Genomic DNA, 13,607 nt, shown 5'->3' on the forward strand with positions numbered 1-13,607 from the left:
AAAAATGAGCCTTTAGCGTGAAATTAACCCCGGTCGAACATGCACAGCTTAACTGGAATGAACAGGGTACACCTGTTTCCCGAGCGTTTGGCGACGTCTATTTCTCCAATGATAACGGTCTGGAAGAGACCCGCTACGTCTTCCTTGGGGGGAATCAGTTACCGCAGCGCTTCGCTCAGCATCCGCGTGAGTTACTGATTGTGGCGGAAAGCGGTTTCGGCACCGGCCTCAATTTTCTGACGCTGTGGCAGGCATTTGATGCCTTTCAGCGTCAGCAGCCGGATGCGATTTTAAAACGTCTGCATTTCATCAGCTTTGAGAAGTTTCCGTTAACGCGCGCCGATTTAACCGCCGCGCATCAGCACTGGCCCGAACTGGCGCCGTGGGCCAGCGAATTGCAGGCGCAGTGGCCAGTCGCCCTGCCCGGCTGTCAGCGTTTACTGTTCGATGGCGGGCGCATCACGCTCGATCTGTGGCTGGGTGATATTAATCAGCTGATAAGTACGCTGGATGACAGCCTGCATCGTCAGGTGGACGCCTGGTTTCTTGATGGCTTCGCGCCGTCGAAAAATCCCGATATGTGGACGCCTGAGCTGTTCAGCATGATGGCAGCGCTGGCGCGGCCGCAGGCCACCTTTGCGACCTTTACCGCCGCTGGCTTCGTGCGGCGTGGACTGCAGCAGGCTGGCTTCAGCGTTACCCGGCGCAAAGGTTTCGGGCCCAAACGCGAGATGCTGTGTGGCAGCCTGCAGGATGCCCCGCCACGGCCCGTAGCCCAGCCGTGGTATGCCCGTCCCGCCAGCTCGTCGCGCGAAGCGGCGCTGATTGGCGGCGGTGTGGCCAGCGCCAGTCTCGCGCTGGCGCTGCTGCGGCGCGGCTGGCGGGTGACGCTCTATTGTGCTGATGAAGCGCCGGCGCTGGGCGCCTCCGGCAATCGTCAGGGCGCACTCTATCCGCTGCTTAATCAGCACGATCCGGCTATCGCTACCTTCTTTCCGGCGGCATTCAGCTTTGCCCGTCGTCTCTACGATCGGCTGTCGCTGCCGTATGAACATCGCTGGAGCGGCGTGTTACAACTCGGCTGGGACGAGAAGAGCCGCAAAAAAATTGAACAGATGCTGGCGATGGGATTACCTGACGATGTGGCTTATGGGGTTGATACCGCACAGGCGGAAGTGCTAGCGGGCGTGACGCTCGGCTGCGGCGGGATTTTCTATCCGCAGGGCGGCTGGCTGTCACCGGCCGAACTGACCACGGCGATGCTGGCGCACGGCGAAACCCAGGGATTGCGGATTCACTGGCTGCATCGGGTGACCGGGCTGGCGCATGACGGTGAACAGTGGACGCTGTCGTTCAGCGATCGCCCGGCGGTGCGCCATCCGACGGTGGTGCTGGCGAACGGTCACGCCATCAGCGAGTTTACCCAGAGTGCGCCGCTGCCGATCTATCCGGTGGCGGGCCAGGTAAGTCACGTTCCCTCGACGCCGGAACTGGCTGCACTGCAGACCGTGCTCTGCTACGAAGGGTATCTGACGCCGGTCAGCCCGCAGTTCGGCACCCACTGCATCGGTGCCAGCTATCATCGTGGCGATACCGATACAGCTTATCGGGAGGACGATCAGCAGCAGAACCGCAGTCGTCTGCAGCAGTGCCTGCCCGATAACCCCTGGACCGACAGGGTAGACATCAGCGCGGGCGAAGCGCGTAACGGCGTGCGCTGCGCCACCCGCGACCACCTCCCGATGATCGGCAGCGTGCCCGATTATGCCGCCACGCTGGCAGACTACGCCGATTTACCGGCCCGGCAGGCAGCAGGCGACACGATTGCGGATGCGCCTGGCTTTAACGGGCTCTATCTGTTTGGCGCGCTCGGTTCACGCGGCTTATGCAGCGCACCGCTGGCGGCTGAGGTGCTGGCAGCACAGTTGACGGGCGAGCCGCAACCCGCCGATGCCGCCACGCTGGCCGCGCTGAATCCGAATCGTTACTGGGTAAGAAAACTACTGAAGGGAAAACCGGTCTGACAGGGCGTTGCGGGCGGCGAACCGCCCGGCACCGTTACGCGGAGAGCTGACGTGCCTGGACAAAAAGGTTGTCCCACATACCGACCACTAATGCCTGATCGCGCGGCGACAGTTCACCGGCAGCAATCGCATTTTGCAAACTGCGGGAAACCTGGATCTGTAACGCTTCCGGCGTATGCTCGCCCAGTTGTTCGACTTCAGCCACCGCCAGCGTGAGGTGTCCACGCAGATAACCGCTGGCAAACAGCTCATCGTCACTGGCATGCTCAACCATGTCGTCAATCAGGGCCAGAATACGCGCTTCAAATTCTGCGATCATCTCAATTCCTCTTTTGATAATGCCTTGCTGCATCACAGATCGTCCGGCCAGGGAAACTGCGATGCGCTTAATGAAGGCCTGCCATAAAATTCCGCCAGGGCGGCAATAAAACGCGCGGGACGAGCGGGAATACCGGACGTCAGATAGCTCATGACCTGAGCATGCACTTTACGCTGGAACGCAATGCGATCCGGCTCGCAATCTCCGTTGAGATTGTCACAACTGACGTTGAAGGGAAAGCCTGCGGCAACACAAAACATCCATTCAAGCGCCTGTGGCTTCACTTCAACCGCTTCAAACTGGCTCTGGGTCAGCGCATCGCGGCCGTCCGGGCAGTACCAGTAGCCAAAATCGACCAGTTTGCGGCGGGCTTCACCCGCAATGCACCAGTGAGAAATTTCATGCAGCGCACTGGCATAAAAACCGTGGGCAAATACCACACGGTTCCACGGCGACTCTGCATCTGCCGGAAGATAGATCGGTTCGTCGTCGCCTTTAATTAGACGGGTCTGAAATTCATCGCTAAAGCAGCGATCAAACAGCGTTATCAGCTGTGTGTAATCGTGTGTTGTGCTCATTGTTATCTTGTCTGTGTTAAAGGTGCAGCGTGGCTAACCACGCCAGAACGGCGCTGCCGTGGCTGTCCCACAGCAATTTAATGCTCATGACGGCGGAGACGATCACCACCATCGGCCGGATCAACCGCTGCCCGCGGGTCAGCACCAGCCGTGCGCCCAGCCGCGCCCCGCAAAACGCGCCCAGCATCATGATCAGGCCGGTTCCCCACACCACTTTGCCGCCGAACATAAAGAACAGCAGGCTACCGAAGTTGGAGGTGAAGTTAAGAATCTTGGCGTGTGCGGTCGCTTTGGCGAGGTTGTAGCCACACAGGGTAACAAACGCCAGCGCATAAAAAGAGCCGGCGCCCGGTCCGAAAAAGCCATCGTAGAAGCCGATACAGCCGCCGCCCACCAGCGCATAAGCGATGCCGTGCAGGCGACGGGCGCGATCCTCTTCGCCAATGCGTGGCATCAGCAGAAACCACAAACCGATCGCAATCAGAAACAGCGGTAACATCTGGCGCAAAAAATCAGCCTGCAGGCGCTGAATCAGCACCGCGCCCAGCACCGAACCGAGAAACGTCATGCCGATATTCAGCCACTGCTCATTCAGCTTCACCGCACCGCGCCGGATAAAGTAGAGGCTGGCGGAAAACGAACCGCCTACCGACTGCAGCTTGTTGGTCGCCAGCGCCTGCGCCGGTGACAGCCCGGCTGCCAGCAGCGACGGCACGGTCAGCAGGCCGCCGCCGCCCGCGATGGAGTCAATAAAACCGGCCAGCATCGCAACAAAGAACAGCAGCCCAACCAGCAACGGGCTGATCACGAACCAATCCATGTGATCCCTTACAGTAAATGCTTATCCAGCAGGGCCTGACAGGCAGGCGGTAACGGTGGCGGCTCGCGTTTCACTGGCGCACCGGTGCCCGGTTTTTTCGGCAGGAACCAGCTCTGCAGCTCTGCGCCACAGCCATCACCTGGCGGTGGCGCAGGCTGATCTTCACAGCCGATACTGCCAGCCGGACAGCGCAAACGCACATGCATATGGGCGCGGTGGGCAAACCAAGGACGCACTTTACGCAGCCAGTCGCGATCCGCACCGGCATCGGCACAGAGCTGTTTTTTAATCGCCGGATTGACGAAGATACGCGTGACCTCATCGTCTTTCGCCGCCAGCTTAATCAGGCTGTCGATCTGCGGTTGCCAGTGACGGGCAATGACGTTTTTATCGCCGGGCCCGACCAGATCGAGCGGCTGCGGCTTCAGTAACTGTTGCGCGCTCCAGCGGGTTTTCGGCAACTGTAGCCAGATATCCACATCAAGACCGGTCTGGTGGCTGGCGTGGCCGCTGCTGAAGCGCCCGCCCGCGGCCATGCCCATGTCGCCAATCAGTACATTACCCAGCTGCAGGTTATGCACCTGGGTGCTGAGCCGCTGAATGAACTGGATCAGGTCTGGATGGCCAAAGTAGCGCCGCTGATCCTGACGCATCACCTGATAATACGGCGAATTGAGCGGCAGCGCCTGAGCCCCCACAATACAGCCGTTGGCAAAGCCGCCGATCGACTGCGGCGCGCCGCTGATCGGCTGCTGAATTTGTTGCCACGGCGTCGCCGCCAGGCTGGAGGCGCTGAACAGCAGCGCGCTAAGCGTGAGCAGAAGTGTTTTCATCGAATCACCAGCGCGGCACGGTGCTGTTAACGTCACCGTTCTGCGCGCGCTGACGCAGCAGATGATCCATCAGGACGATCGCCATCATCGCTTCAGCGATCGGCACGGCGCGGATCCCGACACAGGGATCGTGACGCCCTTTGGTGATCATCTCCACCTCTTCGCCGTCGCGGGTGATGGTTTTGCCCGGCACGGTGATACTGGAGGTCGGTTTCATTGCGATATTGGCGCTGATGGTCTGACCGCTGCTGATACCGCCGAGAATGCCGCCGGCGTGGTTACTCTGGAAACCGGTGCGGCGAATTTCATCACGATGCTGGCTGCCGCGCTGATTGACCACCGCAAAGCCATCGCCAATCTCGACGCCCTTCACCGCGTTGATGCTCATCAGCGCATGGGCCAGATCGGCATCCAGCCGGTCAAACACCGGCTCGCCGAGGCCTGGCGGCACGTTTTCCGCCATCACCGTGACTTTGGCGCCAATCGAGTCGCCCTCTTTTTTCAGGCCGCGCATCAGTTCGTCCAGCGCATCCAGCTTGTCAGCATCCGGGCAGAAGAATGGGTTCTGTTCAACGATCTCCCACTGTTTCAGCTCGCAGGCGATATCCCCGATCTGCGCCAGATAGCCGCGCACCACCACGCCATGCTTCATCTGCAGGTACTTTTTAGCAATCGCCCCGGCCGCCACGCGCATCGCGGTTTCGCGCGCCGATGAACGGCCGCCGCCACGGTAGTCACGCTGACCATATTTTTGTTCGTAGGTGTAGTCGGCATGGCCCGGACGGAACAGATCTTTAATCGCGCCGTAATCCTGCGAACGCTGATCGGTATTCTCAATCAGCAGGCCAATGGAGGTCCCGGTGGTGACCCCGTCAAACACACCGGACAAAATTTTCACCTGATCCGGCTCGCGGCGCTGCGTGGTATAGCGCGAGGTGCCCGGACGACGACGATCGAGATCGTGCTGAATATCGGCTTCCGTCAGCGGTATACCTGGCGGCACACCATCAACGATGCAGCCCAGCGCAACACCGTGAGACTCGCCAAAGGTGGTTACTCGAAAAAATTGTCCGATGCTGTTTCCGGCCATTGTGGTTCCTTGTTACGGTTGGGCGGGCGAGGCTTCGCCCCACGTTTAGTCTTTGTAAAAAGAGAAATGATGTTGTGCGTCGACAATCTGCTGGCGCGTCAGCATAAAGACGCCGTCGCCGCCGTTGTCGAACTCCAGCCAGGTAAACGGCACATCGGGATACTGTTCCATCATGTGTACCATGCTGTTACCGACTTCACAGATCAGCACGCCCTGCTCGCTGAGATACTGCGGCGCGCAGGCCAGAATGCGGCGCACCAGCTTCAGGCCATCGCTGCCGGCTGCCAGCCCCAGTTCCGGCTCGTGGTGATATTCGCCCGGCAGATCGTCCATATCTTCCGCATCGACATAAGGCGGATTGGTGACGATCAGATCATATTTCAGCGGCGGCAGCTCACGGAACAGATCGGCGCGAATCGGCGTCACCTGCTGCATCAGCCCATGCTCTTCAATATTCTGCTCAGCCACGGCCAGCGCATCGGTGGAGATATCGACCGCGTCAACTTCCGCCTCCGGGAAGGCATAGGCGCAGGCGATGGCGATACAGCCGCTGCCGGTACACATATCCAGAATGTGACGCGGTTTCTCGCCGATCAGACCGGCAAAGCGATTCTCGATCAGTTCACCAATCGGTGAACGCGGCACCAGTACCCGCTCATCAACATAAAATTCGTGGCCGCAGAACCAGGCTTTGTGGGTCAGATAGGCGACCGGAATGCGCTCATTGACGCGGCGAATCACCCGCTCGACGATCAGATGACGCTCGCTGGCGGTCAGGCGCGCATTGCGCATCTCTTCCGGAATATCCAGCGGCAGCCAGAGGGATGGCAGGACCAGTTGAACGGCTTCGTCCCAGGGATTATCTGTGCCGTGCCCGTACCAGATTCCGGCAGCGGAAAAGCGGCTGACCGCCCAGCGCAGCATGTCCTGAATGGTGTGCAGCTCATTCACTGCCTCATCGACGAAAATTTTGTCCACGTAGCCCTCCGCAGGCCATTTGCTAAATCGGCCGATAGTGTGCCATGAAGCCGGGGAGAATTCAGCGCAGCAAGGTGAAAAAGCTGACATTTAATGACACTTAACGGTAAGGTATCGCCATCTGCTGTCTGACAGCCTTTTCTGATATGACCGGCCCGCCATGAGTAAAAAAACGCCCTTGAGCCAGGATGATAAAGCGCTGTTTCGTCAGCTAATGACCGGAACGCGTCAGCTAAAACAGGATACCTTTGTGCACAAACCGCGGGTGAAAACCCGTGAAGTGCCGGTAAAGCGTCTGCTCTCGGAGCAGGCGGACAACAGTCACTATTTTTCGGATGAGTTTCAGCCGTTGCTCTCAACCGAAGGCGCAACGCGCTATGTGCGCGCGGATGTCAGCCATTTTGAACTGAAGAAACTGCGGCGCGGCGACTATACGCCAGAGATATTCCTCGACCTGCACGGCTTAACTCAGCAGCAGGCCAAGCAGGAACTGGGTGCGCTGATCGCCGCCTGTCGCCGTGAGCATCTGTTTTGCGCCAGCGTGATGACCGGCCACGGGAAACATATTCTGAAGCAGCAAACGCCACTGTGGCTGGCGCAACATCCGTGGGTGATGGCTTTTCATCAGGCACCCAAAATGTTTGGCGGAGACGCCGCGCTACTGGTGCTGATAGAGATTGAGGAGTGGCAACCGCCTGAATTGCCCTGAGAGGAAGGGCCGAAGTTTCGGCCCACAGACGTTAAATCGCTTTTGCCAGTTTGCGCGGACTGACCTGCCACAGCAGTTTGCCTTCGCTCCGGGCGGGATCAAACTCCACACAGGCGATAGCCGAAGTAGCGAACATCGGCGGCGCTTCCTGCGGGCAGAGTTCTGACACTAAATACCCGACCAGGGGTAAATGTGAAATCACCAGCGCCGATTTCACGCCTTCGTTTGCCAGGGTTTGCAGATAGCAGCCCACCAGCCCCGGATCGCCGCCCGGCGTTAATTCAGGTAAGACTTCCTGGCCTTCCGGCAGAGGGAATGCCTCACGTACCGTCGCGAGCGTTTGTTGCGCACGCAGATAGGGACTGACCAGCACACATTCTATGTCTGGCGTCTGACTGTTAAGCCAGTTAGCCATCTGGCGTGATTCATCACAGCCACATAAGGTTAAAGGCCTGACCGAATCACTTGCTGCTTCCAGAGCTGCATCGCCGTGACGCATGATAAAAACTTGCATAAAGCACCGCTGTTGTTTGTCGACATCGCCCGACGCATCGCGCCTGACTCTTCACTCTGCGAGTGAACGCTGTGTTGTACCCTAATGGCTTCAGTATAGTCAACCGGTTGTTTATTAAATAAGCACTTCTCAGATTCCTGCTGCGGCGCACACTCTGGCGACGCTTTTCTAACCCGCTGAATCGGAGTGGATATTCCGATTCAGTCAGAAATGTAAAATTTCGTCTATTCTGCGGCGGCCTTGATCAGCGCCTCACAGGGGGCGAAACGATCGCCATGCTGCTGCATTAGCCGGGTTAATCTGTTGACCCGCTCCGCCGCGCCCAGCTGTTCCATATAATGGAAGGGACCGCCGAGAAAGGGCGGAAAGCCGATGCCAAAAACTGCGCCGATATCACCATCGCGCGCGCAGCGAATCACCTGCTCATCCAGACAGCGCGCCGCTTCGTTCAGCATCATCATCACGCAGCGTTCGGCTATCTGTGCCTCGCTCTGCCGCGCCTGTGGGGTAATGTTCAGCAAGGCGTAAAGCGACGCATCCGGTTTTTTACGCTGCCAGCGTGGCTGATCGTAGCGGTAGAAGCCCTTGCGGTTTTTACGCCCCTTGCGCCCATCCTTCAGTACCGCCTCAAACGCAGTGGGCGCGGCAAAACGCTCGCCGTAGGCCTGCTGCAGAATCGGAGAAATTTTGCTGCCGACATCAATCCCGACCTCATCCAGCAACTGCAGCGGGCCAACCGGGAAACCAAATTTCACCAGCGCACGATCGATATGTTCAATCGGTTCGCCTTCCAGCAGGCAACGCATTGCCTCATTGATATAGGGCGCCAGAATCCGGTTAACGTAAAAACCGGGCTGATCCGCCACCACAATCGGCGTTTTGCCCTGGCTGCGCGCCAGCGCTACAGTGGTGACCAGCGTTTCGCCAGAGGTATTCAGATGGGGAATCACCTCCACCAGCGGCATCTTCTCCACCGGGCTGAAATAGTGCAGCCCGATGATATTTTCCGGCCGCTGCGCCCCGGCAGCGATCTCCTCAATCGGCAAGGAAGAGGTATTTGAGGCAAAAATGGTCTGCGGCTGACAGTGCGATTCAATCTCGCGCACCATCTGCTGCTTGAGCGCCAGGTCTTCAAATACCGCTTCAATCACCACATCACGGCGGACGAAGCCCTGATAATCGATGCCGCCGGTAATGCGGGCCATCTGCTGCTGACGCTGAGCCGGCGTGATCTGACGGCGTTTCACCTTTTTGCTCAGCAAATCCCAGCTGGTTTTCAGCGCATGGTTGACACCCGCCAGGCTGATATCTTTTATCCGCACCGGCAACCCGGCGTTGATCGCACTGACGCTGGCGATACCGCCGCCCATCAGACCGCCACCGAGAATGCCGATGCTGCGCACCGGACGCGGCGTGGCGTCACCGCCCGGCTCTTTTTTCATCGCGGTGGTTGCGAAGAACAGACCGCGTAACGCAACCGATTCTGGCGTCATTGCCAGTTCACCAAAGGCGCGTGCTTCAGCCTCATGCCCCGCGCGGCTGCCCTGCTCCAGCCCGACTCGCACCACCTCAATGATGCGTTTCGCCGCCGGGTAGTTGCCCTGGGTTTTAGCGGCGGTCTGGCGGGTTGCCAGCGCAAACAGCGCCTGACGCGCCAGCGGTCCATGCAGCAGCCGATCGCGCAGCGGCAGCGTGCGGCCGCTGACCTTGCCCTTTTTCACTCTGGCAATCGCCGTTTCCAGCAAGATCGCCTGCGGCACCGCATCATCAACGATGCCCAGTTTACGTGCCTGCTTCGCCCGCAGACTTTTGCCGGTCAGGATCAGCGGCAACGCCTGCTGCACGCCAATCAAACGGGGCAATCGCTGCGTGCCTCCTGAACCGGGCAATAAGCCAAGCTGGACTTCCGGCAGGCCGAGGCGGGTTTTATCATCCAGAGAACAGATGCGTGCATCGCAGGCCAGCGCCAGCTCAAGCCCACCGCCGAGGCAGGCACCGTGAATCGCCGCCACCACCGGGAAAGGCAAGGCGGCCAGCGCCGCCATCACTTCCTGCCCCTGCTTCGCCAGCGCTTCAGCCTCTGCGGCACTCTGGCAGCGATCGATCATGCTGATGTCTGCACCCGCTATAAAATTGTCAGCTTTGCCCGAAATCAGCACCAGCCCCGCCAGTTGCGGGTCGCGCCGCGCCTCGGCAATGATGGCGGTGATCTGTCCGGCAAATTCCGCTTTGAGGGTGTTCATCTTCTCGCCCGGCACGTCGATGGTGATGACGCCAACGTGATCCAGCCGCATCTGTAAATGAAAAGCACTCTGTTCCATTATTCGGCCTCCAGAACCATTGCCGCACCCAGACCACCCGCCGCACACGCGGTGACCAGCCCTAACCCGCCGCCGCGCCGCCGCAGTTCGTTCAGCGTCTGGGTGATCATCCGCGCACCGGTAGCGGCAAAAGGATGACCGTAGGCGATCGATCCGCCCAGTACGTTAAAACGCTCTTCATTCACTTCGCCCAGCGCGTGTGGCCGATTAAGCACCTCGCGGGCAAAGCGCTCGTCACGGAACAGCTGCAGGTTACTCAGGGTCTGGGCGGCGAAGGCTTCATGCATATCAATCAGGGTCAGATCGGCCAGGGTGACGCCGGCACGATCCAGCGCCAGCGGTGAGGCGTACGCCGGACCCAGCAACATATCCTGCTGTACGCCGATGGCGGTAAAAGCATAGCTGCGCAGATAGCCCAGCGGTTGCAGGCCCAGCTCACGCGCGCGTCCTTCGCGCATCAGAATGACCGCGGCGGCGCCATCGGTCAGCGGCGTGCTGTTGGCCGCGGTGACGCTGCCATACTGGCGATCGAATGCCGGACGCAGCCGGGCATAGTCTTCCGCCTTTGCATCCATACGCACGTTATTATCCTGGTCGATCGGTTTTTTCCACGGTGGCACCATCGCCGCCATCACTTCCTGTTGCAGCACGCCCGATTGCCAGGCTTTAGCGGCATGCTGATGAGATCGCAGCGCCAGCGCATCCTGCGCCTCGCGGCTGATGCCGTGGCTTTTAGCCATCTGCTCGGCGGTATCGCCCATTCGCAGTCCGGTTGAATACTCGGCCACCGCAGGCGGTACCGGCAGCAGATCGCGCGGACGCAGGCGGCGCAGAATCTGCAGTTTTTGCTGCAGGCTGCGGGCTTTATTGAGATCGACCAGCGCCCGCGCCAGGCTTTTGCTGACGCCAATCGGCAGCACTGATGACGAATCCGCGCCGCCGGCGATGCCGGCAGAGATAGTTCCCGCCATCAGGCTTTCGCAAACGTTAGCCACCGCCTGAAAACTGGTGGCGCAGGCGCGGCTGACGCTGTAGGCGTCGGTATGAACGCTCAGGCCGCTACTCAGGACAATTTCGCGCGCAATGTTTGGTGCTTCCGGCATCTGCACCACCTGACCAAACACCAGTTGATCAATCACTTCCACCGGCAGTTCACTGCGCGCCATCAATTCGCTGACCACCATCCGGCCCAGTTCCACCGCCGGAATGCCGTGGAAGCCGGTCGCCTGGCGCAGAAAAGGGGTACGTAACCCGTGGGTAATCGCGATGCGTTCGCCATCGCGCGTCAGCAGCGGCTGCGCTTTGCTCATTGTTCTCACCTGTGACTCGGGACCGTGGCGTCATTGCCTGAAGAGGTCTGACCTGATCCCAGTGTTAACCACAAGCGGGTGAGTCGCCAATATCGAAAGGGAAAAAGTGCGAAGGGAAACACGAAAATGAAAAACGCCGCGCTGAACGCGGCGTCGGGCGGGTTAGCGTAAACCGAGCTGGAAAATCAGGGTTTCTGCCTGGCAGCAGAAGGTGAAATCGATATCAAGCTGGACGCCCTGATCCACCTCGCTGAAGCGCGCCTCAATCAGACAGGGATCGGACTCTACCTGGCGGGCACGTTCGGTCAGGCTGGCCAGTTTGGCTTCCGCCTCAGTGCGCTGGGCAAACCACTCCGACCAGCTGGCGGTGCAATCGGTATTATCCATTACCGTGCCAACATCAACACAACAGCAGGCAGCGGTTTCCGTCGCACTGCATTTTTTAATGGCATCAGTCATTATTTTCTCCTGACGATAGGTCTGGTGGGATAAGCAATTTTATACGCCAGATTTTACCTCTTCGGCTAAAGATGCGCCACGAAGCGGTAGCTAAGTGACGAATATCACAATAAAATTTGATCCAGAACAAACTGGACTGGTTATGCTGTGCTGCGCCAGCTCAGTTTTGTTACGCAGATCGAATTTTAAGCGATCAATCCTGAAATATTTTAAAAACAATATTGCAACATGCACACAGGTCGGACCTATACTCTCCGCACTGGTCTGATATGTACGATTTACATCAGTCCCTACAATCCGCCGTCCCTTGTTACGCGACGTAATAACGTTAAATAATAATTCACATGAGGTTGTGGTCATGAACCATAAAAACCTGTTTGCAAAGTCAGCCGTGGCGGCTGCAGTGGCACTTGTCTCTTCACACGTTTACGCAGCTGGGTTTCAGTTAAATGAATTTTCTTCGATTGGTTTAGGTCGCGCATATTCAGGCGAAGGCGCAATGGGCGATACCGCCGCATCCGCCAGCCGTAACCCGGCGACGATGGCATTAATGGATCGTCCGGCATTCTCTATTGGCGCGGTCTATATCGATCCGGATGTCAATATCAGCGGTCGCAGTCAGAGCGGTCGTAGCCTCGATGCCGATAATATCGCCCCGAATCAGTGGGTGCCGAATATTCATTACGTTCAGCCGATTAACGATCAATGGTGGATCGGTGCTTCTGCCACCTCCAATTATGGCTTAGCGACAGAGTTTAATAATGGTTACACCGCCGGTGGCTATGGCGGTAAAACGGACCTGATGACCGGGAACTTTAATCTCAGCACCGCTTACCGGCTGAATGAACATTTCAGTGTTGGGGTGGGATTTGATGCCGTCTATGCCAAAGCCAAAATCGAGCGTTATGCCGGTGAATCAGGCGCGGCATTACGTATTCCGGCCGATACCCAGGTCGCCCATCTGAAAGGCGATGAGTGGGGCTACGGCTGGAACGCCGGCATCCTGTATGAAGTGGATGAAAATAACCGTTTCGGCTTTACCTATCGCTCGGAAGTAAAAGTCGATTTTGATGGTGATTACAAAAGTAATCTCCCTTCCGCCCTGAACGCGGTTAACAATCCGCAGCAGTCAGGCATCCCTTTCGGCACCAACGGTTCAACCATTCCTGGCGCACTGACGCTTAACCTGCCGGAAATGTGGGAAGTGTCAGGCTGGCACAAAGTGGCGCCGCAGTGGGCGGTACACTACAGCATGGCCTATACCAGCTGGAGCCAGTTCCAGGAGCTGAAGGCGACCGGTTCTAACGGCCAGACCCTGTTCTATAAAGATGAGAGTTACCGCGATGCCTGGCGTATTGCATTGGGGACGACCTACTTCTATGACCAGAACTGGACCTTCCGTACCGGTATCGCCTTTGATGACAGCCCGGTTCCGGCCGATAAGCGCTCAATCTCGATCCCGGATCAGGATCGCCTGTGGCTCAGCGCCGGTACCTCCTATGCCTTCGACGATCACGCCTCAGTCGATGTCGGTATCTCTTATATGCATGGTCAGAACGTAACGGTCAAAGAAGGTCCTTATACCTTTAATTCCGAAGGTAAGGCCTGGCTGTATGGCGCGAACTTTAACTATAAGTTCTGATGCGCAAAGG

General features: G+C 58.3%; 13 protein-coding genes. 3 read left to right on the plus strand and 10 right to left on the minus strand.

Going from position 1 to position 13,607, the window contains the following annotated elements:
* Positions 1-17: 17 nt before the first annotated feature.
* Positions 18-2,024: a bifunctional tRNA (5-methylaminomethyl-2-thiouridine)(34)-methyltransferase MnmD/FAD-dependent 5-carboxymethylaminomethyl-2-thiouridine(34) oxidoreductase MnmC gene (gene mnmC / locus WFK59_RS09485; RefSeq protein ID WP_336755662.1), complete on the plus strand. Its 2,007-nt coding sequence runs from the start codon at positions 18-20 to the stop codon at positions 2,022-2,024.
* A gap of 34 nt (positions 2,025-2,058) precedes the next feature.
* Here the strand turns inward: mnmC and WFK59_RS09490 are convergent, their stop codons facing one another.
* The 6 genes from WFK59_RS09490 to prmB are packed head-to-tail and all read right to left on the minus strand — an operon-like array spanning position 2,059 to position 6,642.
* Positions 2,059-2,343, minus strand: coding sequence for a YfcL family protein (locus tag WFK59_RS09490; protein WP_003854283.1), 285 nt, complete (start codon positions 2,341-2,343; stop codon positions 2,059-2,061).
* Between the two features lie 32 nt (positions 2,344-2,375).
* Positions 2,376-2,921 carry an elongation factor P hydroxylase gene (locus WFK59_RS09495; RefSeq protein ID WP_233987502.1) on the minus strand — a complete coding sequence of 182 codons (546 nt, stop codon included), beginning with the start codon at positions 2,919-2,921 and terminating at the stop codon, positions 2,376-2,378.
* Positions 2,922-2,937: 16 nt separating this feature from the next.
* On the minus strand, positions 2,938-3,741 hold the full coding sequence (locus tag WFK59_RS09500; RefSeq protein WP_336755663.1) for a sulfite exporter TauE/SafE family protein: 804 nt from the start codon (positions 3,739-3,741) through the stop codon (positions 2,938-2,940).
* Between the two features lie 8 nt (positions 3,742-3,749).
* Positions 3,750-4,574 carry a penicillin-insensitive murein endopeptidase gene (gene mepA, locus WFK59_RS09505; RefSeq protein ID WP_336755664.1) on the minus strand — a complete coding sequence of 275 codons (825 nt, stop codon included), beginning with the start codon at positions 4,572-4,574 and terminating at the stop codon, positions 3,750-3,752.
* A 4-nt stretch (positions 4,575-4,578) separates the two neighbouring features.
* Positions 4,579-5,664, minus strand: a complete 1,086-nt coding sequence (aroC, locus tag WFK59_RS09510; protein ID WP_233987499.1) for a chorismate synthase — start codon at positions 5,662-5,664, stop codon at positions 4,579-4,581.
* A 45-nt stretch (positions 5,665-5,709) separates the two neighbouring features.
* A complete protein-coding gene (gene prmB / locus WFK59_RS09515; protein WP_233987498.1) occupies positions 5,710-6,642 on the minus strand; it encodes a 50S ribosomal protein L3 N(5)-glutamine methyltransferase in 933 nt (310 codons plus the stop codon).
* A gap of 160 nt (positions 6,643-6,802) precedes the next feature.
* Here prmB and smrB point away from each other — a divergent pair, with 160 nt between their 5' ends.
* Positions 6,803-7,351, plus strand: a complete 549-nt coding sequence (smrB, locus tag WFK59_RS09520; RefSeq protein WP_094121033.1) for an endonuclease SmrB — start codon at positions 6,803-6,805, stop codon at positions 7,349-7,351.
* 31 nt (positions 7,352-7,382) lie between these two features.
* On the opposite strand, the gene sixA is transcribed toward smrB, so the two are convergent.
* The 4 genes from sixA to WFK59_RS09540 form a co-directional block, all read right to left on the minus strand.
* Positions 7,383-7,865 (minus strand): phosphohistidine phosphatase SixA, encoded by a 483-nt coding sequence (gene sixA / locus WFK59_RS09525; RefSeq protein ID WP_233987497.1) that lies wholly within the window; start codon positions 7,863-7,865, stop codon positions 7,383-7,385.
* Positions 7,866-8,089: 224 nt separating this feature from the next.
* The gene (fadJ, locus tag WFK59_RS09530) at positions 8,090-10,186 is read right to left on the minus strand and encodes a fatty acid oxidation complex subunit alpha FadJ (protein ID WP_336755665.1); all 2,097 of its coding nucleotides are present in this window, start codon (positions 10,184-10,186) and stop codon (positions 8,090-8,092) included.
* Entirely contained in the window at positions 10,186-11,496 is a 1,311-nt protein-coding gene (fadI, locus tag WFK59_RS09535; protein WP_336755666.1) for an acetyl-CoA C-acyltransferase FadI, read from the minus strand. Before fadI ends, fadJ begins: the two co-directional genes overlap by 1 nt.
* A 162-nt stretch (positions 11,497-11,658) precedes the next feature.
* Entirely contained in the window at positions 11,659-11,955 is a 297-nt protein-coding gene (locus WFK59_RS09540) for a YfcZ/YiiS family protein (RefSeq protein WP_233987495.1), read from the minus strand.
* 358 nt (positions 11,956-12,313) lie between these two features.
* Between WFK59_RS09540 and fadL the strand changes: the two genes are divergently transcribed.
* Complete coding sequence (gene fadL / locus WFK59_RS09545) at positions 12,314-13,597, plus strand: long-chain fatty acid transporter FadL (RefSeq protein ID WP_233987494.1); 1,284 nt, start codon at positions 12,314-12,316, stop codon at positions 13,595-13,597.
* Positions 13,598-13,607: the final 10 nt, after the last annotated feature.

Origin of the sequence: Pantoea sp. USHLN298 (assembly GCF_037149395.1) — a bacterium.
GTDB lineage: Bacteria > Pseudomonadota > Gammaproteobacteria > Enterobacterales > Enterobacteriaceae > Pantoea > Pantoea astica.